A 26,746-nucleotide genomic window follows, 5' to 3' on the forward strand; every position below is an offset into this window, starting at 1 on the left:
CTCCTCTCCCTCATCATACGAACTTCCATTCGGTATTGCAAATAAAAAAGGAGACCGCGGCTGCGGCCTCTCTTGAATATGCATTTGGTTCAGAAGAAGTTATTGATCGTCCCGAAGACTTCCGACTCGATGATCGGCTTGCCATACTCCTCCAGGCGGTGGATTGTCATGTTGGACAACGCACCGTACTCCGTCATGACACTGCAAATATTTGTCTTGACCGTGTCGGACATCTGCTCGTCGAATTCGATATGCAAATAATATTTGTCTTCGAAAAGATAGAGGGAAGAGCCAATGTCATAGGCAGGAATTTTTCCGGCCAGTGGAATGAGATCGTCAAATTCTTGGAACACGAACATATCGGACGTCCACTCATCCGGCTCATCATCCACTTCATCCATCTCTTCTTTCCCGAACATATCCGGAGCGTGCGGGAACATCTTGCGCGGGTCATCCATGCCAAATGGCATTTCTGCATCTTCCCCTTCAGGCATCTGGGCACGCGTCACAGTTACTTCAATCCCGTTGTTCATCGCATGGACTTGGATCCATAGAGGGCCTTCTATTTCAAATTCCGTCTCTCCGTTAATCTCATCCATCATTTCCCAGAACAACTCTTCACTTTTATCGCGGTTGTACCAGACTTCCTCGCGCGTAAAGCCGCGTTCTTCAATGTCGACGTATGAAAGGTAGAATTTTACTGTGTTTTCATTTATACGTTCTATTTCCATCCCTTTTCTCTCCCTTCCTAAAAACGGCTTTTATACCGTTTACTATTTGTTTGCATGCAATCTGCAATGCTTATACTTACTATATGACCGTCCGGCAGGATATGAAAGGGTTCACCTAGGACGTATAAACCATCTTATTCAAAAACTCCGAAAAAGAAGTCTTTGTTTTATATAGCATTGTAGAGAACGCCGGTCCAGAAAGCAAGGGGGAAATCAAAAAGCTGATAAGGCCATGGCGAGAAAACTCCACTCCCTATCAGCTTTTTCCTATTTCTTTAATCAGTTTACCATGCGCCGCGCTTCTAGCAGCTGATAGGCTCTCACTTTTCTAGGAAGGAAACGACGGATCTCATCTTCATTATACCCTACCTGGAGCCTTTTTTCATCCAGGATGATCGGCCGTCTAAGAAGGCCTGGATGTTCCTGGATCAATTCATATAGACGCTGCAGCGGAAGGCTTTCCACGTCGACGTTCAGTTTTTGGAAGATCTTCGAACGGGTTGAAATAATTTCATCTGTACCGTCTTCGGTCATGCGCAAGATCTGTTTGATTTCATCTATATTCAAAGGTTCCGAAAAGATGTTACGCTCTGAATACGGAATATCATGTTCCTCCAACCATGCTTTCGCTTTTCTGCATGATGTGCAACTAGGTGAAGTAAATAATGTGACTCCCATTCGCTGACACTCCTTTTCAGTCGGCTTGCTTATGTTGAAATTTCATTGGTTACATTAGAATGATTTTAAAAGATTTATCTTGACTCATATTATACACGTATTTGACAGGAATGAATACACTTTTTCAAGAAATAATTTTACATCCTTTTCACCTGACACATTTCCGCAATAGTCAGGGGTTTTCTGCTGTTCTTCTAACGTAAACTTGTTTTCTATACTGTTGTACCCGCTGAGACAAATAATTAAACATCATCTTTGTCAATTCTTTCGCTTTCTCATTTACTCATTATAAAATGAAAAAACCGGTTGCTTGGCAGCCGATCCCGCCTTTCTCTTACTAGTACGTTTCTAGGCGCCTGAAAGTTTCACTGCAGGGGAATAAAAGTTTGGTTTTGCATACGATAAAAAACCGGGGCGAAAACACCCCGGTTCCCATCATTGCTTATAGTTCACGTTTTCGGTATACGTATTGCCCGCATTCCACAAGAGGAATTCGTTGATGCCATTGTCTTTCAGCGCCTTGATCTGCGCTTCGACTTCCTTTTTGCCGTAGCGCAGGAAGTTGCCGCTGCCGAGCCAAGGGGCAGAGAAGTCCTGCAGCCAAGGGCGTGATACCGGTGGATTTTCGAGTTCACCAAGTTTTTTATTCTCGACTTTCGCGTAGGCGTCCACCAGCTTATACGGCTCAAGATCAGGCTTAGCGATGCCGAAGTAAGATGTCCAGTGGCTCGGGTAGATCATCGACGAGATGACGTCGACATTCTCGGAGATCTTCGAGAAGTTCTGGCCGATGCCAGGCGCTTCCGGCAAAGTTGCCGAGTAGCCGAAGATATCGACGGCGACATCAACGCCATACGGTTTCAGCTGTTCATTCGCATAGGCGACGAAATCAGTGACTGCTTCCACCCGGCGCTGTACGGAGTCGAGTTCAGAGTCCTTATACTCGCCCATTGAATATGTCAGCGTGTCGGAGCGCTTTTCAAACCCTTCCGGGAAACGGACGTAGTCGAACTGGATCTCCTTGAATCCCATTTTCGCGGCTTCGATTGCAATTTCGACATTGTGGTCCCACACCTCTTTGAGGAACGGGTTGACGAATGCCTCGCCGCGTCCGTTCTTCCAGAGGGCGTTGCCTTCCATATAGGATAATTCAGGCTTTTGTTCCGCGAGGACGCTGTCTTTGAAGACGACAATCCGTGCGATCGGATAGATTTTCTTCTCTTCCAATGTCTCCAGCATGGCCCGCGGATCTTTGATGTACGGCTTGCCGATATCCATGGCTTTCAGCGGCGAGTCATCCGCCGGCACGTATGTCAGATTGCCGTAGTCGTCCTTGATGTCGATGACCATGGCGTTCAAATCCGTCTCGTCCAGCAGTTTTGTCAGCCGTTCAAAGCGGGCGCCCCCCGCCGAGTGGCCGGTGACGTAGATGCCCCGGACTGCATCCGGATATTCGAACGTAAGGCCCGAATCATATGTAAATAACTTTGAATCCAGGACCAGGCTTCCATCCACGTCCTTGAATCCATATGTACGCTGCGCAAAGTCTTCCGCCTGTCCGCTTTCCTCCGCATGGGCCGTCGAAAATGCGAAAGAGGCGGCGAGGATCAGCGCGCTCCCCCATCTTGCCAATTTCATGTCTGCTCACCCTTTCACTACTTCCAATTCTACCAAACTACCGATCGCTTGGATATCAACATTTAGCAATTCCCCTATTATTCCTGCTTCAAACATGAATCCGACCTGTTGCATTCCGCCGCGCCCCGTATTATAATCGCATGTAACATACCAATGACATTTACGCGATGACGGAAAGAGTAGTCCTGCGTCCAGTCTACAGAGAGCCTGCGGTTGGTGCAAGCAGGCGGCTGCGCATGATGAATTGGGTTCCTGAGCTTATGATGCGAGCGGCAAGCCCGGGTAGCATCATACGTCCCGCCACGTTACGGCGCTGAGCGGCCTTCGGGCAATTCGGGTGGTACCACGGCTATGATCAGTCGTCCCTTTTTTTAGGGACGGCTGTTTTTTTATTTCCAAGGAGGAGAACAAGATGACAACTATCTTTTCAGGCGTACAGCCGACCGGCACGGTTACACTGGGCAATTATATCGGGGCGTTCCGGCAGTTCACGGAGCTCCAGCATACGAACGACTGTCTTTTCTGCATCGTTGACGAGCATGCGATCACCGTGCAGCAGGACCCGGATGAGCTGGCAAAGACGATCCGTTCGCTCGCTGCCCTGTATATAGCGAGCGGCATCGATCCGGAGAAGGCGATCCTTTTCATCCAATCGGAAGTTCCTGCGCATGCACAGGCCGGATGGATCATGCAGTGCATTTCATATATCGGGGAACTCGAGCGGATGACGCAGTTCAAAGATAAATCAGACGGCAAGGAAGGGGTTTCCGCTGCGCTTCTGACGTATCCGCCCCTCATGGCCGCTGATATCCTTTTATACAACACGAATATCGTGCCGGTCGGGGATGATCAGAAGCAGCATGTCGAGCTGACGCGCGATCTTGCGGAGCGGTTCAATAAGCGGTACAGAGATGTGCTGACGGTACCGGATCTCCGGATTCCGAAAAATGGCGCACGCATCAAATCGCTCCAGGATCCGCTGAAGAAGATGAGCAAGTCGGACCCGAATAAGAAAGGCACCATCTCCATCCTGGACACGCCGAAAGAGATCGAGAAGAAAGTGAAGAGCGCTGTCACCGATTCAGACGGGTTCGTAAAGTATGATGTGGAGAATAAACCGGGCGTATCCAATCTATTGACTATCGAATCAGCGCTTTGCGGGGCTTCGATCGAGGAACTCGAGAAGAAGTATGACGGGCTTGGCTATGGCGCTTTCAAAGCGGGCGTCGCCGAGACGATCATCGGTCATCTGGCGCCCATCCAGGCAAGATACGCGGAACTGCTCGAGTCTCCTGAGCTTGACCGCTATTTGGATGAAGGCGCGGAAAAAGCAGACGCCATCGCGCGTGAGACACTTACAAAGATGGAGGCGGCGATGGGGCTCGGACGCAGACGACGGCTGTCAAAATGACGGCGGCTGCGAGGAAGATGTAAAAGTCCGTCGTGGACACGATGTATCTGAGCACCTGGCCCCATCCATATCCGAGTGTGATGTAATTCAAATAGAAAATCATATGCGTCACGGTGATGACGATGAGCCCGTAGCTCATGAGGAAGAGGAAAAGCCGCGTCACTTCGACCATCCTTTGCTGTTTCTTCTACCCTATGATTGTCCCCGGCTCTTTACGACAGAAGAGAAAAACGGCCAGCCGCCTCGGAAACCCGGACGGTTGGCCGTTTTTTCTATCAGATTTTCTTGAAGACGAGTGAAGCATTATGGCCGCCGAAGCCGAGCGAGTTGCTCATCGCATAGCCGAGATCGGCTTTGCGCGCTTCATTCACCACGTAATCGAGATCGCACTCCGGATCTGGCGTTTCGTAGTTCGTCGTCGGCGGCATGATGCCCTCCTGCAGCGCCTTCACTGTGAAGACCGCTTCGAGGCCGCCCGCCGCGCCCAGAAGGTGGCCTGTCATCGACTTCGTGGAGCTCATCGCGAGTTTGTATGCATGGTCGCCGAACACCGTCTTGACCGCGATCGTCTCGAACAGGTCATTGTACGGCGTGCTCGTGCCGTGTGCATTGATGTAATCGATCGCATCCGGATTGATTTCCGCTTCTTTGAGCGCCTGCTCCATTGCACGCGCAGCCCCTTCGCCTTCAGGTGCCGGCGCTGTAATATGGTGCGCGTCGCCTGTCGATCCGTAGCCGACGATTTCAGCATAGATCTTTGCGCCGCGTTGTTTCGCATGCTCATATTCTTCAAGAATCAAGATCCCCGCGCCTTCCCCGATGACGAAACCATCGCGGTCCTTATCAAACGGACGCGATGCCGTACTTGGATCCGGGTTGAGGGAAAGTGCCGTATTCGAGCAGAATCCAGCGACCGCCATCGTCGTGATCGGCGCTTCGGTTCCTCCTGTGATCATGACGTCCGCATCGCCGCGCTTGATCACTTCAAACGCGTCGCCGATCGAGTTCGTGCCGGATGCGCATGCGGTAACAGTACAGGAATTGATGCCTTTCGCGCCGAAATGGATGGACACTTGGCCGGATGCCATGTCCGGAATCATCATCGGCACGAAGAACGGGCTCACCCGGCGGTACCCTTTCTCCTGGAACGTCTTGAACTGCTGTTCATGCGTCTCCATGCCGCCGATGCCGGAGCCGATCCAGACACCCGTGCGAAGGGCAGTCTCCTCGTCGAGCTCGAGCCCGGCGTCCTTCATCGCCATGATGGAAGCGGCGAGCGCATAATGGGTGAACCGGTCCATTTTCCGCGCATCTTTCCGAGAGATGTATTCTTCGATATCAAAATCTTTCACTTCAGCGGCGACTTTCACCGGGAATTGCTCCTGGTCAAGCCTTGTCAGCGGCCCGATGCCGGATTTTCCGTTGATGACCGCTTGCCAGGAATCTTCAGCCGTATTGCCGACCGGCGAAATGGCGCCGATCCCTGTCACTACTACACGTCGTTTTTCCATCGTTGTTTTCTCCCCTTCATCATATCAACTGCACGCTTCTTCTAGATGTAGTATACCGGAAACGCGTTTTATTTTCCCCATTTCATACAAATGGCGCCCCATGTAAGGCCTCCGCCGAAGCCGACAAGAACGATGACATCATCATCTTTCACTCTGCCTTCCTCCAAATCGTCATACAGCGAAAGCGGGATGGAGGCTGATGATGTGTTGCCGTATTTATGGACGCTCTTCGACATTTTCTCAACCGGCAGGCCGAGACGTTCCCGGGATGATTCCATGATCCGGATATTCGCCTGGTGGGGGATCAAGTAATCGACATCTTCTTTTGTAAGACCCGCCTTCTCGATGACGTTCACTGCTGATTCACCCATTTGGCGCACCGCGAACTTGAAGACTTCCCGGCCGTTCATGTAAATGTATTTATCCTGGTAAAGATGCTTGCCTCCGCGGCCGTCTGCGCCGAGGTCATACGAAAGGATCCCTCTGCCTTCGGACACGTTCCCGACAATCGCAGCACCCGCCCCGTCTCCGAACAGAACGGCCGTATTGCGGTCTTCCCAGTCCGTGATCTTGGACAGTTTTTCAACGCCGACGACGAGAACGTATTTGTACGTGCCCGCATCGATGAAATGCTTGGCCGTCACGACGCCATACATGAATCCTGCGCAGGCGGCTGAAACGTCCATTGCGGCAGCGTTCATGCAGCCAAGACGCTCCTGGATCATTGTGGCAACAGAAGGGAACGGCTTATCCCCTGTCACTGTGGCGACAAGGATCATGCCGATTTCATCCGGCGTGATGCCGGCTTTCTCGATCGCTTCCTGCGCCGCTTCATACGCCATGTCGGATGTATCCATTTCGTCCGAAGCGATATGGCGTTCCTCAATCCCGGTGCGTGTCCGTATCCACTCGTCGGTCGTATCCATCCGCTTTTCAAGGTCTGCGTTCGTCACAACATGAGATGGGACACATCGGCCAATACTGATCAATCCTACGCTCATTTCCATACCCCGTTCCTTATCATCTATTATTAGTACCTGGTGTTAATTATAAAAGAAGTCAAAGGATTTTTCAATATGATGTCACATTTCCCGCAAGAAAATAGCAGCGCGGCATAAAGTGGTTCCTCCCCGGCCGGTCGTATGGTATGATAAATGGGATTATAGTCAAGAGTATGTTGAGGTGAGAGTAATGAAATATATCATGACATTCGTCTGGTCATTCCTTCTTGTGACAATGGTGAACTATGTAACCGGCTCCATTGCCGACATTACGCCTTTCGATTTCACAGCAGGCGTAATCGTATCTGTTGTTCTTGCGATTGTTGTATTGCTCATTTCCGCAATCATTCCGGACGAGCCAGTCGCGGATCATTAAGAAAATGCCAAAAGAGCCACCCGCTGATCTGCGGATGGCTCTTTTCCTGTTATTCCTTCGTCACGAGCAGTTTGCCGTCTTCCATGGATAAGTGGAGGCGCTGCCCTTCCGAGATGTCGCCTTTGATGATCTCTTTTGCAACGGTCGTTTCCACATGCCGCTGGATGAAACGCCCGAGCGGCCGTGCTCCGAAGTCGGCGTCTGTCCCTTCCTTTACGATCCAGTCGATGACACTGCCGTCGTACACGAGGTCCACGTCTTGCGCGCGGAGCCGTTTGACGAGGTCTCCGAGCATCTTGTCCGCAATCCGGCCGAATGAATCCCCGGAGAGTGAGTGGAAGATGATGATATCGTCCATCCGGTTAAGCAGTTCGGGCTTGAAATGCTGCCGCAGCTCCGCCATCACGAGGTCTTCTGCCGCGTGGTCTTCCGAATCGAATTTGCCGTCCAGCAAATAGGCCGAGCCGATATTCGATGTCATGATGACGATCGTGTTCGTGAAATGGACGAGGCGTCCCTGGCTGTCGGTGATCCGGCCGTCGTCCAAGATCTGAAGCAGGATGTTCGATACGTCCGGATGCGCCTTTTCAATTTCGTCTAGAAGGACGACGGAGTACGGGTTCCGGCGCACCGCTTCTGTCAGCTGGCCGCCTTCCTCGTAGCCGATATAGCCTGGAGGCGCCCCGACAAGGCGCGACACGCTGTGCTTCTCCATATACTCCGACATGTCGATCCGGATGAAATGGTCTTCCGAATCAAATAACGTTGCGGCGAGCGTCTTCGCGAGTTCCGTCTTCCCGACTCCTGTCGGTCCTAGGAACAGGAACGATCCGATCGGCTTGTTCGGGTCTTTGATCCCCGCGCGGGCGCGCCAGACGGCTTCCGTCACGAGCTGCACGGCGTCATCCTGTCCGATGACCCGCTCTTCCAAAGTTTCGCGGAGCCGCAAGAGCTTCTCCCGTTCCCCTTCGACGAGTTTCGTGACCGGGATCCCTGTCCAGCGGGCGACGATCGCCGCAATCTCCTCTTCCGTCACTTCTTCCCGGAGCAGCCGGTTGTCCTGGCTGCCTTCAAGGGGCCCTTCGAGTTCTTTCAGTTCCCGCTCAAGTTCCGGGATCTTGCCGTACTGCAGTTCCGCCGCCTTGTTAAGGTCAAAACGGTTCTGCGCATCTTCCAGTTCACGGCGGTACCGGTCGAGTTCGCCGCGCTTCTCCTGAATTGCACGCAAGGCTTCTTTCTCTTTCGTCCACTGCTCCCGCATGCCCGAGGAGGATTCCTTCAAGTCCTGCAATTCGTCGCGAAGCGCCTCAAGACGCGTCTGGCTGATCGTGTCCTTCTCTTTCCGAAGCGCCTGCTCTTCGATCTCCAGCTGCATGATCCGGCGCGTCACCGAATCCAATTCCTGCGGCATCGAGTCGATTTCCGTCCGGATCATCGCGCTCGCTTCATCGATCAAGTCGATCGCCTTATCCGGCATGAAGCGATCCGTCAAATACCGCTCCGACAGCGTCGCCGCGGCGACAAGCGCCCGGTCATGGATCCGCACGCCGTGGTGGAGCTCGAACCGTTCTTTCAGTCCCCGCAGGATAGAAATCGTATCTTCGATCGACGGTTCACGGACGAGCACCTGCTGGAACCTTCTCTCAAGCGCCGGGTCCTTCTCGATGTACATGCGGTATTCATCGAGCGTCGTTGCGCCGATGCAGTGCAGTTCGCCGCGGGCCAGCATCGGTTTCAGCATGTTGCCGGCATCCATCGCGCCTTCCGTCTTCCCTGCCCCGACAATCGTATGGATTTCATCGATGAACAGGATAATTTCCCCGTCGCTGTCCTTCACTTGCTTCAAGACACCTTTCAGCCGTTCCTCGAACTCACCGCGGAATTTCGCACCGGCAATGAGCGCGCTCATGTCCAGCTCGAAAATCTGACGGTCCTTGAGCCCTTCCGGCACGTCCCCTTTGACGATTCGCTGGGCGAGCCCTTCGACAATCGCCGTCTTCCCGACGCCCGGCTCCCCGATGAGCACCGGATTGTTCTTCGTCTTCCTCGAAAGGATCCGCACGACATTGCGGATTTCCTCATCCCGTCCGATGACCGGGTCCATCTTTCCATTCTTCACTTCTTCCACTAGATTGCGTCCAAACTGCTCGAGCGGAGTCCGCTGATCTTCCTGTACGCCATCCATTCTCATTCGCATTCACCTCATTTAAATTTGTGTTTGACTTTGACTATCTTTGATTAATTTAATTATAGTCCTATTTCCTGATAAAGTAAAGAGGATTGCCCGAGGCACTATATGTTCTCTACCCGTGCTCGGCGGGGCAAAACGCAGCAAGCCGGGGGCGGCAGAAATCAGGCTGACCGCGATGTTTACCCGCTTTGCAGAGAAGTTCTCATTCAATATCCGGATGCACAAAAAAAGCCGCATGACCTGTTGAAACGGTCATACGGCTTCTGACTCAGCGGACGCCGAGCGCCATTTTTGCATAGCGTGACATTTTATCGCGGGACCATGGCGGATTCCAGACGATGTTGACGTCGACGTCTTTCACTTCCGGCAGCTCCAAAAGTTCCTGCTTCATATTGGCCACAATCTGCGGGCCCATCGGACAGCCGAGCGAAGTGAGCGTCATCGTGATGTGCGCTGTCCCCTCATCGTCAAGGTCCACATCATAGACAAGTCCCAGATTGACAATATCGATGCCGAGCTCCGGGTCGATGACGTTCTCAAGCGCCCCGTATAGGCTGCCTTTCATATCTTCATCCATCATTAGCCATTCTCCTCTCCGTTCAAGTACTGGTTCCATCATAGCAAATATCTGCTTATTCATTCAAATATGTTGCCAGAAAATCGCATGCCTCGAGCATTCCGCTGCGTGATACGGCGTGTCCAGCCGTCTTGTCCGTCGTAAAGGTGAAACGTCCTGCCGCGTTTTGGTAATCCTCTTTCGCCGCCATGAAGAAATTATGCGTCGGCTCATACGGCACGACCGCATCCTGCTTGCCGTGCCAGAAATGGACCGGCCGTCCTGCCAGGCGCGACCGTTTTTTCGTCAAATCAAACATGGCGAGCGAGTCGAGCAGCGATTTCCGTTCCTCCGGCGTGACCGGGAGCTCGAACCCTTTCCGCTCGAAACCGGCCATCTGGTGTTTGGCGAGTTCCACAAAGCCCGGCGCCCCCATCATGACGATCGCCGCGTCAATCCAGTCATAGGCGGCAAGGCAGCCGAGTGTTGTAATGCCGCCCATCGATGTGCCGCCGACCCCGATACGCTGGATGCCCCGGCTTGTCAGCTCTTCGTGCAGCAGTTCCACTTCCTCGATCGATGTCAAGATGATTTCCCAGAAACGCAGGCTGAGCTGCACTTCATCCAGATTTTCTGCGCGGACGCCGTGCAAATGTGCTTCCGGCAGCAGGACACGCATGCCTTGCTTCGCCATATTGTATGCATAATGCAGATTATGTTCCTTCGCACTTGTAAAACCGTGCAGGAAAATGACCGCCGGCGCGTCTTCTTTTGTTTCTTCCTCTGAGATATGCAGCAGCGGAATCCCTTTCCATGTCTCTTCCATCACTTTTATCATCATAAACACCTTCTGACTTTTAGTAGAGCGTAACAAAGTTTTTCTAAAAAAACAAAAGGGAACCCTTAAGTTCACCCTTAAGTGCGCCCTTCATTGCACCCTTAAGTTCACCCTTCAGCGCACCTTCCCCGATGAAGGGTTGAAATGATTAACTGGCAGCAAAGCGTGTTATAGTAAAGAATACAATAACCGTATAACTTGGAGGAATTGCCTTTGAAACCGCATTTGATAGTACTCGACCTCGACGGAACATTGCTGACAGATGAAAAGATCATATCCGAAAAGACCGCACATACATTGAAGAAAGCGGAAGAGCATGGCCACAAAGTGATGATTGCGACTGGCCGCCCGTACCGCGCGAGTGAAGTTTATTACAAGCAGCTGGATCTCATGACGCCGATCGTCAATTTCAACGGAGCCTTTGTCCACCATCCGAAAGACAGAAGCTGGAAGACGATCCACGAAACGATTTCGCTTCCTGTCGTCCGTGATGTCATTGACGCGATGCAAGATTTCCCCATCGAGAATATCATCGCGGAAGTGATGGATGATGTCTACTTGCAGAAGCATGACGCGCAGCTTCTCGACATATTCGAATTAGGCAACCCGGTCATCAAGGAAGGCGATATCAGGAAATCGCTGACGGACGCGCCGACCAGTTTGCTGATCCAGTCTGACAGTGAAAATGTCGAAGCGATCCGCAGGCATTTGGCGGAAGTCCATGCGGAAGTGATTGATCATAGACGCTGGGGAGCTCCGTGGGATGTCGTTGAAATTGTCCGCCACGGGTTGAATAAAGCAGTCGGCATCTCGCATGTGTCCAAGTGGCTCGATATCCCCCGCGAGCGGATCATCGCGTTCGGCGACGAGGACAACGATCTTGAGATGATCGACTATGCAGGGGTCGGCGTTGCAATGGGCAACGGGATCGACCGGCTGAAATCGATTGCCAATGAAGTGACACTTTCGAATAATGAGGATGGAATTGCGCGCGTCTTGGAGGAAAGATTGCGCCTGGCGTAGAATCTATATAGAAAGAACCTTTGGGAGGGGTAGTACATGAGAATATATGCGGACAGCGGATGCGATCTGCCATTGTCGTTCTTTCAGGAGAATGACGTGACACTCATCCCGCTGCGTGTGTTGATCGGCGGCAAGGAATATGATGATATCGCGGAAATTGATTCTACAGAGATTTATAAGGATATCCGGAGCGGCGGGCATCCGAAGACGTCGCAGGCATCACCGGAATTATTCCACGAACTGTGGAAGGATCTAGCAGAATCGGGAGAAGACGGATTGTACATCGCATTCTCTTCCGAGCTGTCCGGTACATACAATACGGGCGTCATGATGAAGGATCAGGTGAAAGAGGGCAATCCGGGGATGAACCTCGTCATCATCGATTCCCGCTGCGCATCGCTCGGACATGGCCTGCTCGTTGAAGAAGCGGTCCGCCTGCGGGACGCGGGGGATGATGTGCGCACGATCGAACGGAAAATCCGCGCGATGGCCGCCCATATGGAGCATTTATTCACAGTCGAAGACCTCGATTACCTAGCGAAAGGCGGACGGGTCTCCAAGGCGAGCGCCTTCATCGGCGGGCTCCTGAACATCAAGCCGCTCTTGCATGTGGAAAACGGCAAGCTCGTCCCGCTCGAAAAACACCGGGGCCGCAAGAAAGTGCTGAAACGGATGGTGGACCTTATGGAGGAACGCGGCGACAAGCTCTCGGAACAGATTATCGCCATCAGCCACGGCGACGACGAAGCGACCGCGCTCGAAGTGAAAAAAGCAGTGGAGGAGCGCTTCCACCCGAAAGCGGTCGAAGTGCATATGATCGGCTCCGCAGTCGGCTCGCACTCCGGCCCCGGGACCATTGCCATGTTCTTTTTGAATAAAGTGAATGAGTGAAGTGACGGGGGACGCCTTTGATCAGGCGTCTCTTTTTTATGGGTGGATGCTGGTAGCGTGGGAAGCATTACGCCGAGCGCGGGAGGCTATTGCTTACTTTTGAGCGGTTGTTGCTGACTTTGCGCCAGTTGTTGCTTCGTTTGGAGGTGGCGTTGCTTACTTGGCTGGTGCAGTTGCTTACTTTCGGCTGACGATTGCTTCTTATTTGCGCGGATTGCTTACTTGGATGATGACGCCGGCTTCGTGCAGCCTAGCGCCGTGCGCGGGAGTCTATTGCTTACTTTTGAGGGATTGTTGCTCATTTTGCGCCAGCCATTGCTTCTTTTGGAGCGGGCGTTGCTTACTTGGCTGGTGTTGTTGCTTGGTTTTGGCTGACGATTGCTTCTTATTTGTGTGGATTGCTTACTTCGATGGCACGGCCGGTTCCGTGCAGCCTTGCGCCGTGCACGGGAGGCTATTGCTTACTTTTGAGTGGTTGTTGCTGACTTTGCGCCAGTCGTTGCTTCGTTTGGAGGTGGTGTTGCTTACTTGATTGGTGTTGTTGCTTATTTTCGGTTGATGATTGCTTCTTATTTGCGTGGATTGCTTATTTGGATGGCGTGACCGGTTACACGCAGCCTTGCGCCGTGCACGGGAGGCTATTGCTTACTTTTGAGGGATTGTTGCTCATTTCACGCCAGCCATTGCTTCGTTTGGAGCGGGCGTTGCTTACTTGGCTGGTGTTGTTGCTTGGTTTTGGCTGACGATTGCTTCTTATTTGTGTGGATTGCTTACTTCGATGGCACGGCCGGTTACACGCAACCTAGCGCCGTGCGCGGGAGGCCATTGCTTACTTTTGAGGGATTGTTGCTCATTTAGAGCCAGTCGTTGCTTCGTTTGGATTGGGCGTTGCTTACTTGGCTGGTGCGGTTGCTTGGTTTTGGCTGGCGATTGCTTCTTATTTGTGTGGATTGCTTACTTGGATGGCGCGCCGGTTTCGTGCAGCCTTGCGCCGTGCGCGAGAGGCTATTGCTTACTTTTGAGTGGTTGTTGCTCATTTTGCGCCAGTCGTTGCTTCGTTTGGAGTGGGTGTTGCTTATTTGACTGGTGCTGTTGCTTACTTTCGGTTGATGATTGCTTCTTATTTGCGTGGATTGCTTACATGGATGGCGACGCCACATCCGCGCAGCCTAGTGCCCATGCCAAGGAGGCTATTGCTCACTAGCAAGCAGTCGTTGCTCATTTCGACCTAGCCGTTGCTTCGTTTAGAGCCGTCATTGCTTACTTGACCAGCATCGTTGCTTACTTCCTACACACGATTGCTTCTAAATCGCGCGGGTTGCTTACTTTGCGAAATCCGGCCGCTCCTCCCCTACTTAAAAAGCCTTCGCAGCTGGATGACACCAGTGCGAAGGCTTGTCTTATTTATGGATGTTTCCCTCTTGCGCCGTCTTGCGTCCTCTTCGGATCAGGATGATCAGGAAGACGAGGAACGAGCTGAAGACGAGGATGGTGGCGATCAGGTACGGCGTGTTGAATCCTTTGTCTTCGTCGGCGATGTAGACTTCCGCGGTTTCCCGGTCTTGCACGATGCGGAAGATGCCGTCTTTGGATTCGCGGATCAAGTCGCCGTCGAGCAGACCGCGGAGCTTTTTGTTGGCTCCGATTTTATCGGCCGGGATCATGGCGTCCGCGGTCTTATCGGTATTGTTGATGGAAATGATCCATGTTTCCTTATCGGAGGATCGCTTGTACACGATGTAGCCGTGTTCATTGTACAGGAGCTCGAATTTGCCTTTTCGCAGCGTCTCCGACTGGTTGCGGAGGCTGTTCAGGTTGCCGATCAAGTCCTTCAGTTCCATGTCGGTCTTGAAGTTCATGATCGGATGGCTTTCGGGCGCCTCTTTGCCGTTCACGGCGATTTCAGTTCCGTATGGCATGGTCGGCACGCCGGGCAAGGTGAAGAGCGCGGTTGCGGAAAGTTTCCAGCGGGTCGGCGGGAACATCCGCTTCTCTACGATGTCGTATGTGAAACGGGAGCCGAGCAGGTCGTCGAATTCGGTCATTTCGTTTTCCGTCGCGTTCGAGAAATGGGTCATCCCTGACGAATCGGGATTCACTTCGACAAATGACTGGCGGAGCACGCGCATCTTCTCAAGATCCGGTTTGGAATCAAAATCCGCCTCGCTCTCTTCGTTCGTCATGACGTAGATCCCCGGCTTCGCCTCTTTGACGGAAGCGATCAATTCATTCAAATACCGGTCGCTGAAGTCCTCCAGCTTCGTGAGGCGGATGCCGTCAAGGTCGTAGGTTGTGACGAAATCGACCAGGGCTTCCCGAAGTGCATCCTGCACCGCGCTGCTTTCAGGGTCCCAGGCGATCTTGCCGTCTCCCAGGTCGCTGAATGGCAGGTTGCCGTCTTTCGCCCATACATGATCGCTGCCGACGATACCTAGCGGGAAGTCCGCCATCGCTTTCAGCTCTTTCTTGTGGATCTCTTTGATGAGCGCATGGAATTCATCTTCCGTACCGAAGTGCGGTTCCATTTTCCCGTAATCCGTCACTTCACTGCCGTCATAGGTCTCCGTGTCAAAGACGGGTCCGAGCGACACGATGGTGAAACCCATGTCGATGATGTGCTGGAGCCTTTTGGCGACCCCTTCAAAATCACCGCCGCTGAATGCGTACGGGTCCTGCGGATTCACCCCTTCGTCATTCGCCTGGTTGCCGTCATTGAACCGGTCGACCAGCAAGTCGTATATGCTTTCGTCAGCGACGGTGCGGTCGCTGGCCGCGTGCGCCGTTGCCGGAAGGATGGATGCAAATGCTAAAGATGCCGCCAAAACGGCATGACGTACATAGTTCAATTTCACTACAAAGGCCTCCTAAAAAACGCATGTCTCACGCCATTTTACCAAACCCTTTCGCCTGCCGCCATCACTTGTAAGGAATTCGGAAATATTACAGATGCAAATTGGGCTGTTTTGTGAAAAGATGACACAAAAAAGCGGAACCTCCCGCGTGGGAAATTCCGCCTTTTATCATTCTTCTTCATCTGACCGCTGCCTGCGGTATGTCAAAATGACAGAAAGCGCAAACAGTGCCATCAGGACAATGACCGCTATGAAAAAGATCATGCCGGATGCCTGGTGCATATGCGCTCCCCCTTTTGATCAATGCCTTAGAACAGTTCCCAGCCCATCGGCAGCTTGAAGCCCATGAACATGGTTGCGAACAGGAATACGAAAAACAGTACCCATAGGACTGTGACATTCTTCTGTTTCGCGGACCGGATGAGGACCATTTCCATCATGCCGATCGTGATGATACCAAGCAAGAACTTGATGCCGTACTGCGCCCCCATGTTGTAATCCATCCCTTTGATGAACAACATGACGCCGGAGAACAGGATGAGCACATAGAATAAGCGCGCAATCATATGCGTGATTTTTTTACCTTTTGATCCCGCTGGCATAAATGCCGCTACGAGAAAGACAATAATTCCGACGACCCACGTAAAAATATGGAAGTGCGTCGTATTTGACAAGAAATCCAAAACAGTCACCTCATCTTCAATCTACAGTTCCTCGCATCTATCCTATCATAGATTCGGATGGCCGCGTTAGGAAACTGGCTCATGCAAACCGGTTTACGAGGGTGCCGATGTTCTCGATCGAAATCTTCACCGTGTCGCCCGCTTTCAGGAAGGACGGCGGGTTCATGCCTTTGCCGACTCCGGCAGGCGTTCCTGTCAGGATGACATCCCCCGGCTCGAGCGTCACATATTTCGAGATCTCCGCAATCAGATCATCGATTTTAAAGATCATCGTGGACGTATTGCCGTTCTGGCGCACCTCATCGTTCACTTTCGTCGCGATCGATAGCTGATGCGGATCAGGGATCTCGTCTTTGGTGACAATGTAAGGCCCCATCGGACAGGAGCCTTCCAAGCTCTTGCCGAGGAAGAACTGTTTGTGGCCGTACTGCAAATCACGGGCCGTCACATCATTGGCAATCGTATAGCCGAATACATAGTCATAGGCAAGCTGTTTCGGGATGCCCTTCCCTTTCCGGCCGATGACGACCGCAAGCTCCCCTTCGTAGTCCAGCTGGTCCGTCACATCGGCGTGCACCGGCAGTTCCTGCTCGTCGGCAGCGATTGCGGTCGGCGCTTTGGTGAAGATCATCAGCTTCTCAGGCGGCGTTTCCCCGCCCATCTCCGCTGCGTGGTCCGCATAATTCTTGCCGACGCAAAGCACGTTTTTCGGCGTCCGCGGTATCGGCGCGAGCCATTCGATTTCCGTAAATGATTGCTTGAAACGATGAGACTCTTCGTCTGTCCGCGCCTTTTCGGCAAGTTTGCGGACCTTCTCGACGAAATCCATTCCGCCTGCAATCCCTTCGATGATCGTCTGCGGAAAATCCGTCTCTCCGTAAGCTTCCGCAATGGCCAGGATGTCCCAGACCGCTTCCTCTTTCTTCACTTTCGGACCGAATGCCGTCTTGCCTCCAAACCGGTACGATAACAGTTTCATGTGCTAGCCCTACCTTCCTCGTTTACTAAGATACTCGCGAACCAATGCGGCTCTGCTGCATTCCAATTCTACAAGCCTTGCGCATTTCCCTCTTTTTTCGGCATATTTTTTCCGTATGTCCCTTTGCGCCAAATCCATTCAAACGGACCCATCCTGAATTTCATCAGCCAGAGTTCCGCAAAGATGACCTGCAGGGCGAAGACGCCTACCGCAATCCATGTGCCTGTCGCCAGATCCACTTTTCCGTATAAGCCGAAGCCATAGGCGTTAAAAATGAGTGTCGCTATGATCGATTGTGATAAATACGTCGTAAGCGACATCCGGCCCGCTCTTCCAATCGGCCGGAATACAGACCTGAATACCGGGATTCCTGTCAACAGCAGGAGCAGGCAGAGATATCCCATTGCGAGAAGCGGCCCGCCGATGAGCTGCTGGAGCAGCTGCATGGAAGCGTGCGGCTCAAAGATGAACGGAAGGGACTTGATCGCCGTTCCGAGGAGAAGGCCGATGATTGCGGCAGCAGCAATCTTGCCCCGCAATTCATTTGCCCGCTCAATCAATTTCATTTTCGAAAATGCCGCGCCGAGCATGATCAGCGGCAAAATGATGAAAATGCCGAGAAGCGTTCCCGTCAGGCCGATGCTCATCCACTCTTTCACGCGGTAGACGAGCGCCCCCATGTAACTGTCGTGCCCGTATGCGCTGATTGCGAGCTCAATGGCATGGATATTGACATAGTCATCCATGATCGCATCGGGCCACAGTTTTTCCGACATGAATAAAAGGCCGATCATGAGGAAGGACGGGATCAGGTACATGACGAGAGCAATGGAGGCGAGCCACTTGGCAGGCACCCGCACGAGTGCAATCATCGCAAATCCGAGCACGGCATAGGAGAACAGGACGTCCCCTGTCCAGACGAAGATGGCGTGCAAAAGGCCGAAGAGCGCCAGGATCCCGAGCCTTCTCGCCATGAGGGGCGCATGCTTCACGCCAGCCGCCAGCCCTTTCTCATACTGCATGTTCAAGCCGTAGCCGAAAAGGAACGCGAAAATCGGATAGAAGCTTGCTTCCACAAAAATGTTGATGATCTTGAATGTCTCGACATCCCCGGGCGCCGTGAACCATGAATACGGATTGATATGGAAATACGGCGAATGGAATGTGAGCATATTCGCTATGAAAATGCCGAGCAATGCGAATCCCCGCAGCAGATCGAGCGCTTCGATCCGTTTGCCCAGCGTCGGTGTCATGTTCAAACTGATTCCTCCTGGATATGGATGACCCTTTCCCCGTCAAACAGGTACAGGATCAATTCTGTGATGCGGATGCCTGTGATCTCCTCGATCGCTTTCTTATACAGGCTGAGCTGGATGCCGTACCGCCGCTGCATCTCCTCCGTGAGTGCATCGTCCTGCATAAGGCCGCGCACTCTGTCCGTTTTGTAATCAAGCAGGACCCAGCCGCCTTTGTCTTCGAACAGGCAGTCGGCAATCCCCTGCAGGATCTGGTAGTCGCCGTCCTCGCCGTCATGCGCATAGGTGAAGGGCAGCTCGCGGAACACACGCTTCGCGCCCTTCAGCCGCTTCCATATATCGGTGTCGAAGAAGCGGGCGACGAGCCGCGCATTGACGCTGTTCGCCTCTTCCTGCGTGATGAGCTGGCGCTGCAGCAAGTCATTGACGAGCCGTTCGACATCTGCAACGGACTGCTTCGCCGAAAGGTCGATATGCTGCATGATCGTATGCATCGCAGACCCCACTTCAGCCGCGGTCAGCGTCCGTTCCCGCAAGAATGCCGGCCGGTCATGCAGATACGGCGTGCTCACTTCGTCGTCCCTTGTCGTGAACAGATCATCGAAATCAGGCTCGTCGTTCAGCAGACTCAGCCGTTTCAGTTCACTCACCGTCTGTTTGGACCGTTTCCGTACGGACGACATATGCGGGTAGACGAAGTCGAAGCGTCTTCTGATTTCCGCCTCGAGTAAACCGTCCCGCTTCTGCAGTACGGCGGGCGCCGTTTCTTCCGCCGTTTCCTTTTCCGCGGGGTCTTCGGCTTCTGCCATGCCGGCGGCCGGATACGCATTGATCTCCCAAAGGGATGAATCATCCAGCAGCGTGCCGCCCTGCGTCACGCCGAACTTCCCGAAATCCCTGTGGCGTGCAACCGCGGGGCCGATCCAGTCCAGATAACCGTTCGCCCTGGAGCGCACATACTCAGGCAGCATGCCGCCTTCTTCGACGAGCTGTGCGTCCTGCCACGATCCGATCGACTTCTCGATATCCTTCACGGAAGCGATCATCTCGAGATGCTCTTTCGCCCGCGTCATCGCGACGTATAAGATCCGCATCTCTTCCGCCCGCATCTCAAGCTGCTTCTTCTCTTTCATCGCCAGGAACGGTAGAGACGTATACTGGATCCGGATGTCGGGATCGATCGCTTTGACGGCGAGGCCGAAATGCTGATCGAACAAATACGGCTCATTGAAATCCATCTTGTTGAACTGCCTGCCCATGCCGGGAAGGAAGACGTACGGAAACTCAAGGCCTTTCGACGAGTGGATCGTCATGATGCGGACGACATCCTCCGTCTCGCTGACGAAACGCGCTGCGCCGAGGTCATCCCCGCGCCGCTGCATGCGGTCGACGAACCGGAGGAACCGGAACAGGCCGCGGAACGATGTCTTTTCGTAATCGATCGCGCGGTCATGGAGCGCCCTGAGGTTCGCCTGGCGCTGCTTGCCGTTCGGCATCGCGCCGACCATCTCATAATAATGGGTATCCGAGTAGACTTGCCAGATAAGGTCGGCGAGTGAGCCGCGGCGCGCCAGATTCCGCCAGTCCTCATACATGATGAAGAAGCGCTGCAGCTTCTGCTGTGTTTCAGCTGCGATTCCCGCCCCGCCCTGCGCGATGAACGAGCGCAGCGCATCGTAGAATGGCGCTTTCCTATCAGCCAGCCGGACGCCCGCGAGCTCGTTTTCCGTCATGCCGATGAACGGGGAGCGAAGAACCGACGCCAGCGCGATGTCCTGGTACGGATTGTCGATGACCCGCAGCGTGTTCAGCATGATCATCACTTCAAGCGCTTCGAAATAGCCTTTGGATAATTCCGCGTATACCGGGATGCCCGAAAGCTTGAATTCCTCTGCAATCTCTCCGGACCATGTCATCGAGCGCATGAGAATGACGATATCCCGGTACTCGAGCGGCCGTCTTTTGCCGCTGAACGCGTCCGTCACTTCTGCGCCCGCTTCCATGAGCTCTTTGATCCGCCTCACCATGAAACGCGCTTCCGCTTGCGAACTCTTCAGGCTTTGGCCGGTCAGCTCCGTAGCGTCTTCCTCTTCCTCGCCGCCTCCGTCATACAGCAGGGTGAGCCGCGCAGGCATCTCCTTTTCCGGATACTGGGCGCCGTATTTCAAGGCGGCCGCCTCATCATAATCGATTTCACCGACCCGCTCGCCCATCACTTGGGAGAAGATGAAGTTCGTTGCGTCCAGCACTTCCTTCCGGCTCCGGAAATTGGCGTTCAAGTCGATTTTGAGGCCCTCTTCGCCGTCATCCGGGAGGAATCGCGCATATTTGCCGAGGAACAGATTCGGCTCTGCCAGGCGGAAACGGTAGATCGACTGCTTCACGTCGCCTACCATGAACAGATTGCCGTCCTTTTCCTTGCCGCGCTTGACGAGCTGGATGATCGCTTCCTGCAGCAAGTTGACGTCCTGATATTCATCGACGAGGACTTCCTCGAACTGCGCGAGATAATCGCCCGCGATATCGGACGGCACAAGCTTTCCATCCTCTTCCTTCGACAGGATCCGGAGTGCATAATGCTCAAGGTCAGAGAAGTCGACGAGGCCCCGGTCCGTCTTTACATTGCCGTACCGCTTGCCGAATTCGATGACGAGTTCAATGAGCGTATGCATCATCGGCGCCATCAGACGCATTTCATCCAGCAGCCGGGCGGGCGTCCTTGTGAAATAGGAATCTTTCAGGCCCGTGACGATCTTCTTCACCGAATCCCGCAGTGCCTTCGCCCGCTTCGCGAGTTCTTCGTCGCATGTGTTCTTGCGGATCGTTCCCGCCTTCACCCAAGTAAGCGAAGTGAAGAAATCATACGCTTCCTGCCACGAGCCTTCCTCCATGCGCCGGATCGCTTCGCGGATCCAGAGCAGATCCGCATCCGCCGTTGCAGCTAACGGTTCAGGACCTGCGGGCATGAGAGCGATGCGGCGCATATCTGTCGCCAGATGTTCCGCTTCCTCCAGCCCGTTTCTGATCGCCTGTTTCAAGGAACCGATGAAATCGAGCTCATCGATCGCCGCCTGTTCCCCGATTTCGTATTGCTGAGGAATGAGCCTGAGCCATGCCTCTGGAGACGGGTGGACCCGCGAGTAATCGTACAGCCGGTCGATGAGTGTCTCAATCGACTGGTCGCTCCGGTCTGACGTGAAGCTGTCCGCAAGCCGGTACATCGCCGATGGATCCTCCGCGTCATAGGCATCCTCGAGCACTTCCGCCACCGTATCGTCCCGCAGCAATGCCGCCTCTGTCTGATCGGCGATACGGAAACCCGGGTCGATATCAAGCAGATAGGCGTACTGTTTCACGACGTTCAGGCAGAAAGAGTGGAGCGTCGAAATCTGCGCTTTATTGAGCAGGCTGAGCTGGCGGCGCAGATGGACGGACTCCGGCTTATTCAGGATCGCTTCCTCGAGCGCCTCTGCCATGCGGTGCCGCATTTCGGCGGCCGCCGCGTTCGTAAATGTCACGACGAGCAGCTGGTCGACGTCGATCGGCTTCTTCTCATCCAGCACTTTCTCGATCATCCTGGTGATCAGCACTTTCGTCTTCCCAGAACCGGCTGCAGCCGAGACGAGTATGTCTTTCCCTGACGCCCAGATCGCTTTCCACTGCGCATCCGTGAACGTCACGTCTTCCGGTTTAACGGGAATGTTCATCGCCAAGCACCTCCTTCCTCATCTTCTCAAGCGACTGCCCTGCATCGAGCGGTTCGTAATTGCGGTATTCCGAGTCCGGGTCCGACGGGTCGAACTGGCAGACAGACCGGTATGCGCAGTACGTGCACGGCATCTGGTCCTTGAGCTTATACGGATACACACGCGCATCCCCCGCCAGCATGCCGTCCCCCGCCTGCTGATGGCGTTTCCGCACAAAATTGCGGATGACGTTCAGGTCGTCCGGCGCTAGCACTTTGGATGCCTTCGTGAATGAACCGTCCACTTTCAGCGCGGCCGGCACGATATTCGATGTCTTCCCGAGATCCGTATCCATTCCCCGGACGACTTCCGCATCTTCGATCAGCAATCCGCGCATCTTATAGGATTTCAGCAGTTCCTGTTCAATCAATTCTTCGGTGAGCTCCAGCTCCGATTTGATCATCGGGTTATGGATATGCAAGTACAGGACGCCTGCAGGGTCCGCCTTGACGCCAAGCCATTCTGCCGCATTGCTCACCGCCACATCCAGGTATGTCATCATCTGAAGCGAGATGCCGTAGTAGATATCCGCAAGGTCGAGACCTTTGGAAGACGACTTGTAATCGACGACGCGCACATAGTCCTTGCCATCGATCTCCGCGCCGTCGACCCGGTCGATCCGGCCGCAGAGGTTCATCTTATTGCCGTGGCGAAGCGGAATCTCAAGCGGCGGCAGCTGTTCGCCAAGGCCGAATGACGCTTCGACCGCGACCGGATGGAAATGGCTCGTTGCGGCCTGCTTCGTGACCGCCAAGATCGTCCTTTGCAAAATATGCGTCAGCTTCCGGCGGATGTATAAGTAGCGGCTCGTCGACAGCAGGATCTGATTGAAGAAACGCGGCGCGATCTCCTCCATTGCGGAGCGCGCAAGCACCCAGCATTGCTCCGCGGACAGTTCCGCCCACGACAGGCGCCGTTTTGAGACTTCATCCGAAATCCACTTGAGCCCTGCGTGGAACAGATCGCCGATCGACGGCGCTTCCAGTTGGTACTCCATCCGCTCCCTGAGTTCAAGGCCGTATGTCGCAAAATGCTGGAACGGACAGCTGTAATAGGATTCGATGCGGGAGACGCTCGAGACGAATGACGAGCCGTACAGGCCTTCCGTCAAGTCGGGCGCGAGCCGCTCCGCTTGATTGCCCGCCATCGGTTTCAGCACGGAAGCAGCGACGGAGGCCCAGAGCGGATCGTCCTCATAATAATCCATGACCGCCTGCCATTCGGGAGCCAGCCCCTCGCCTGCATGCTCCGCTTCCCTCATTTTCATCGCCATGTACGGAAGCGCGGTCCTCGGATGGCTGATGTACTCCATCTGGTCCACATCTAGCAGCAGCTCGCCCGGATCTGTCACAGCCAGCTCAAGCGGGACCCCTTGCAACAGCTGCTGGACGCGGGAAATGTACAGCGACGGGAGAAGGGCCTTCCCCTCCTCATCCGCAATCGGGTAGGAGATGAACAGCCGCTCCCGCGATGCGGTGAACGCGCGGTACGCCATATACGCCTCGTCCATCAGCTTCATCTTCGCAGTCGGTGCAAGCTCCAGGCCGCTTCTCGCAAACCATTCGCGGTCGCTGTCAGACAGCAGTCCTTCCGGCTCGATCCGCTGCGGCAAGACGCCGTCATTCACGCCGATGACGAAGCAGGAATCGATTTCCATCAGGCTGCTCATTTCGATCGTTGTCACCGTCACCTGGTCGAGCGAAGGCGGGATGCGGGTGAATTCAAGTGTATCGAACCCTTCATCGAGAATGCGCGCCGCCTCTTTCGGATCCATCGTCTTATCCCCGAACATGAGCACGAACTGGTCGAGCACATTGATCCAGTTATCCCACGCCTGTTCGTGCTCCGTCATGCTGAGGAGACGGCCGGCCCGCTCCTCTTCCGTGCGGAGGTCGATAATTTTATCGTACACACGCATATCCTCGACAAACGAGAACAGCGCCTCCGCCACCTCGCGTCCATTCCTTGCGCGGAGCAGCCGCGCCTCGAACTGCGCAAGCGGCTCCCGCACGAGATCGCGCACCATATGCAGTTCCTCCTGCTGCGCGAGCTCCTCATCGGTCTGCACCGTCTTGAACTTCTCAAGCCCCCGGTAGCGTTTGACGATCCAGCGATCCTCGTCGAACCAGCGCTTGCCGTGGATGCCGCCTGCGAGCACGTAATTCTCGAGCCGGTCCCCCCGCTCCCGCCAGGTGAACAGATCCTCGCCTTGCGGAAAGAACATATCCGTCTTCACCGCGCGGAATACCGATTCATACGACCAGTTCGACAGCACCGCTTCGAGCACGGAACGGGTGAATTCGATGAGCGGGTGATGGAGCATCGGCTTTTTCCGGCTGATGAACACCGGTATGTCGTACTGCGTGAAAATCGTCTCGATCAACTCATCATATTTATCCGGCTGACGGTACAGCACCGTCATATCCTTATAGCGCTCGCCCCGGATCGCCAGCTCGCGGATCTTCCGCGCGACCGCATGCACTTCCGCGCGCCGGTCCGACGCTTCCATGAGCCGGATGCACCCTTCCGATTCACGGGAAGGCACCGGATAACGCTCGAAGGACTCTTCGAAGAACCGGAGCTCATCGTTTTGGTACCGGAGCGGCTTGCCGAGATGGACGCTCTCCTCCACATCGACTGATTCCGTCCGCGCGATCTCCCGCAGGCGGAGGGCGGTCCGCACCGGATTGAAGAACAGCTCGTGATCGGCATGCCCCGACAGATTGTCCTCCATCGGCAGCACGACCGTCACCCGTTTCGCATGCTTCATCAGTTCCGTCAGGATTTCGTATTCACGCGCCGTGAAACTTTCGAACCCGTCCACATATACATCCGCTTCAGCGAGCAACCCGGAATGTTTGATCTGCGAAGCGAGAAGCGCCAGATGCCCTTCGCTGTCGACATACGACGTCCCGAGCTTCTCCTCGATTTTCGTGAATAAAAGCGTCAGATCCTCAACCTTGTCGCGCAATGTGCGCGGCGCGTCTTCCAGCTCCAGCGATTTGCCAAGGTCCAGCAGGCAGGTCCGGTCCAGGCAATACCGGCTGAACTCTTTCATGAGCCCGCCGATCTTCTCCGTGAAGCCTTTCTTGTTCGCCGCCTGCCTGAACAGTTTCAGCTCGTCCTTGTTCTCCTCGAGCACACTGCGCACGAGCATCCGGTAGCCAAATCCGTCGACTTCCTTGCGGGTGATGCCGCCCGTCTCCTGCAAAATCCGCCATGCGAGCCGCTTGAACGTCGATACTTGCGCCCGGATGATCCCGTTCAGCCCGAAATTGACCGACAGGCTATGCTCCATCGAATACGACATCTGATCCGGCACGAGCAACACAATTGCAGGTCCGAGCGGCTCCTCTGCGAGACTGGCCGCGATTTCACGCTCGATGAACGTCGTCTTCCCTGTTCCCGCGCGTCCGGAAATGAACCTCAGCGTCATAGACTTCCAACCCCTCTCTGTCTCTCGATCAATATAAGTTCCCTATCTTCCTATTGTACCGAAAGAAGCGGCGGACCGGAACTGATAGCTTCCTGAAGAGGAATCCAGTTTTTTGTAAATGAAAACATCGGCGGCTAACTAAACATGCAAGCTTCCCCGAACAATAAAAAAGACGGCCAAGCAGTCAATCATGCCGGCCATCATCTGTATCATTTTCCTCTTTTTCCTCGTTCGTCCCTTGAAAATTGCTCGATTCCCGTTCGACCCGCTTGTCCAGCCGTTTTTCATACCATTTGCCGACGACCCACAGCAGGAAAATCAGCAGGCCGACGAGGGCGGTCCGGATCGGCTGGGTGAACAGCGCTTTGATATCCGACCCGACAAAGCTCATCGTGAAGATCATGACAAATTTCCCTGCCATGAGGACGAGCAGATATGTTTTCTTCTTCATGTTCGAAAGTCCCGCAACCAGATTGACAAGTGCAGACGGTGTGAACGGGAAGCATATGAAGAGGAAGAGCGGGCCGAATCCGTTGCGCTCCACCCACTGGATCAGCCGCTGGACGCGGTCATGTTTGGTAAGGAAGCGGAGAAACCGCTTGCGCCCGTATTTGCGGATGATCAAAAACACACAATAGGAGCCCACCACCGTGCCCGCCCATGACAGGACAAATCCATACACGATGCCATAAGCGATCGTATTTGCTACGACAAACGCAAAAAGCGGCAAAAACGGCAGAAACGATTCGATGAACGGCAGCAATAAGCCGAGCAGCGGACCGAACGCCTTATAATGTTCTGCATACATCTCCAGTTTTTCAACGCTGAACCAGTCTCCCATTGAACCCCGTCCCATCTATGAAACAATCTCTTTTCACTCATCAGGCAGTCGCCCGCTTTTTTCGAGTATTCCCGTTTTACTCATAGAATACCATCATCCGCACATTTA

General features: G+C 54.0%; 20 protein-coding genes and 1 other annotated feature. Of the genes, 4 read left to right on the top strand and 16 right to left on the bottom strand.

What is annotated here, in order from left to right:
* Positions 1-89: 89 nt before the first annotated feature.
* The 3 genes from mecA to ACZ5FK_RS05345 all read right to left on the bottom strand — a co-directional run bounded on the left by mecA (position 90) and on the right by ACZ5FK_RS05345 (position 3,047).
* Positions 90-731 carry an adaptor protein MecA gene (mecA, locus tag ACZ5FK_RS05335; RefSeq protein ID WP_464806871.1) on the bottom strand — a complete coding sequence of 214 codons (642 nt, stop codon included), beginning with the start codon at positions 729-731 and terminating at the stop codon, positions 90-92.
* 279 nt (positions 732-1,010) lie between these two features.
* Positions 1,011-1,409, bottom strand: coding sequence for a transcriptional regulator SpxA (spxA, locus tag ACZ5FK_RS05340; RefSeq protein WP_191694934.1), 399 nt, complete (start codon positions 1,407-1,409; stop codon positions 1,011-1,013).
* Between the two features lie 435 nt (positions 1,410-1,844).
* A complete protein-coding gene (locus ACZ5FK_RS05345) occupies positions 1,845-3,047 on the bottom strand; it encodes a putative glycoside hydrolase (protein WP_464806872.1) in 1,203 nt (400 codons plus the stop codon).
* A 158-nt stretch (positions 3,048-3,205) separates the two neighbouring features.
* Positions 3,206-3,417 (top strand) — a binding site (T-box leader).
* A 42-nt stretch (positions 3,418-3,459) separates the two neighbouring features.
* Between ACZ5FK_RS05345 and trpS the strand changes: the two genes are divergently transcribed.
* Positions 3,460-4,458 (top strand): tryptophan--tRNA ligase, encoded by a 999-nt coding sequence (trpS, locus tag ACZ5FK_RS05350; protein ID WP_464806873.1) that lies wholly within the window; start codon positions 3,460-3,462, stop codon positions 4,456-4,458.
* Here trpS and ACZ5FK_RS05355 read toward each other — a convergent pair.
* The 3 genes from ACZ5FK_RS05355 to ACZ5FK_RS05365 all read right to left on the bottom strand — a co-directional run bounded on the left by ACZ5FK_RS05355 (position 4,403) and on the right by ACZ5FK_RS05365 (position 6,970).
* Entirely contained in the window at positions 4,403-4,621 is a 219-nt protein-coding gene (locus tag ACZ5FK_RS05355) for a hypothetical protein (RefSeq protein WP_464806874.1), read from the bottom strand. The two genes, trpS and ACZ5FK_RS05355, sit on opposite strands and share 56 nt — an antisense overlap.
* A 112-nt stretch (positions 4,622-4,733) precedes the next feature.
* Positions 4,734-5,969 (bottom strand): beta-ketoacyl-ACP synthase II, encoded by a 1,236-nt coding sequence (gene fabF / locus ACZ5FK_RS05360; protein ID WP_464806875.1) that lies wholly within the window; start codon positions 5,967-5,969, stop codon positions 4,734-4,736.
* Positions 5,970-6,037: 68 nt separating this feature from the next.
* A complete protein-coding gene (locus ACZ5FK_RS05365) occupies positions 6,038-6,970 on the bottom strand; it encodes a beta-ketoacyl-ACP synthase III (RefSeq protein WP_464806876.1) in 933 nt (310 codons plus the stop codon).
* Positions 6,971-7,160: 190 nt separating this feature from the next.
* On the opposite strand from ACZ5FK_RS05365, the gene ACZ5FK_RS05370 reads away from it, so the two are divergent.
* Complete coding sequence (locus tag ACZ5FK_RS05370; protein ID WP_464807371.1) at positions 7,161-7,346, top strand: YjzD family protein; 186 nt, start codon at positions 7,161-7,163, stop codon at positions 7,344-7,346.
* Positions 7,347-7,395: 49 nt separating this feature from the next.
* On the opposite strand, the gene ACZ5FK_RS05375 is transcribed toward ACZ5FK_RS05370, so the two are convergent.
* From ACZ5FK_RS05375 to ACZ5FK_RS05385, 3 genes are all read right to left on the bottom strand, one after another.
* The gene (locus ACZ5FK_RS05375) at positions 7,396-9,543 is read right to left on the bottom strand and encodes an ATP-dependent Clp protease ATP-binding subunit (RefSeq protein WP_464806877.1); all 2,148 of its coding nucleotides are present in this window, start codon (positions 9,541-9,543) and stop codon (positions 7,396-7,398) included.
* A 262-nt stretch (positions 9,544-9,805) separates the two neighbouring features.
* Positions 9,806-10,114 carry a metal-sulfur cluster assembly factor gene (locus ACZ5FK_RS05380; protein WP_464807372.1) on the bottom strand — a complete coding sequence of 103 codons (309 nt, stop codon included), beginning with the start codon at positions 10,112-10,114 and terminating at the stop codon, positions 9,806-9,808.
* Between the two features lie 55 nt (positions 10,115-10,169).
* Positions 10,170-10,931 (bottom strand): prolyl oligopeptidase family serine peptidase, encoded by a 762-nt coding sequence (locus tag ACZ5FK_RS05385; RefSeq protein ID WP_464806878.1) that lies wholly within the window; start codon positions 10,929-10,931, stop codon positions 10,170-10,172.
* Between the two features lie 213 nt (positions 10,932-11,144).
* Here ACZ5FK_RS05385 and ACZ5FK_RS05390 point away from each other — a divergent pair, with 213 nt between their 5' ends.
* Positions 11,145-11,954: a Cof-type HAD-IIB family hydrolase gene (locus ACZ5FK_RS05390; protein ID WP_464806879.1), complete on the top strand. Its 810-nt coding sequence runs from the start codon at positions 11,145-11,147 to the stop codon at positions 11,952-11,954.
* 36 nt (positions 11,955-11,990) lie between these two features.
* Positions 11,991-12,845, top strand: coding sequence for a DegV family protein (locus ACZ5FK_RS05395; protein WP_464806880.1), 855 nt, complete (start codon positions 11,991-11,993; stop codon positions 12,843-12,845).
* 1,400 nt (positions 12,846-14,245) lie between these two features.
* Here the strand turns inward: ACZ5FK_RS05395 and ACZ5FK_RS05400 are convergent.
* The 7 genes from ACZ5FK_RS05400 to ACZ5FK_RS05430 all read right to left on the bottom strand — a co-directional run bounded on the left by ACZ5FK_RS05400 (position 14,246) and on the right by ACZ5FK_RS05430 (position 26,638).
* Positions 14,246-15,697: an alpha-amylase family glycosyl hydrolase gene (locus ACZ5FK_RS05400; protein ID WP_464806881.1), complete on the bottom strand. Its 1,452-nt coding sequence runs from the start codon at positions 15,695-15,697 to the stop codon at positions 14,246-14,248.
* A gap of 308 nt (positions 15,698-16,005) precedes the next feature.
* The gene (locus ACZ5FK_RS05405) at positions 16,006-16,380 is read right to left on the bottom strand and encodes a YisL family protein (protein ID WP_464806882.1); all 375 of its coding nucleotides are present in this window, start codon (positions 16,378-16,380) and stop codon (positions 16,006-16,008) included.
* 79 nt (positions 16,381-16,459) lie between these two features.
* Positions 16,460-17,359, bottom strand: a complete 900-nt coding sequence (locus ACZ5FK_RS05410; RefSeq protein WP_464806883.1) for a fumarylacetoacetate hydrolase family protein — start codon at positions 17,357-17,359, stop codon at positions 16,460-16,462.
* Positions 17,360-17,427: 68 nt separating this feature from the next.
* Positions 17,428-18,612 carry a DUF418 domain-containing protein gene (locus ACZ5FK_RS05415; RefSeq protein WP_464807373.1) on the bottom strand — a complete coding sequence of 395 codons (1,185 nt, stop codon included), beginning with the start codon at positions 18,610-18,612 and terminating at the stop codon, positions 17,428-17,430.
* A gap of 2 nt (positions 18,613-18,614) precedes the next feature.
* Entirely contained in the window at positions 18,615-22,322 is a 3,708-nt protein-coding gene (addA, locus tag ACZ5FK_RS05420) for a helicase-exonuclease AddAB subunit AddA (RefSeq protein ID WP_464806884.1), read from the bottom strand.
* The gene (gene addB / locus ACZ5FK_RS05425) at positions 22,306-25,797 is read right to left on the bottom strand and encodes a helicase-exonuclease AddAB subunit AddB (protein WP_464806885.1); all 3,492 of its coding nucleotides are present in this window, start codon (positions 25,795-25,797) and stop codon (positions 22,306-22,308) included. Before addB ends, addA begins: the two co-directional genes overlap by 17 nt.
* A 184-nt stretch (positions 25,798-25,981) precedes the next feature.
* The gene (locus tag ACZ5FK_RS05430; RefSeq protein ID WP_464806886.1) at positions 25,982-26,638 is read right to left on the bottom strand and encodes a TVP38/TMEM64 family protein; all 657 of its coding nucleotides are present in this window, start codon (positions 26,636-26,638) and stop codon (positions 25,982-25,984) included.
* Positions 26,639-26,746 lie beyond the last annotated feature (108 nt).

It is taken from the genome of Sporosarcina sp. GTC18466 (genome assembly GCF_055389225.1).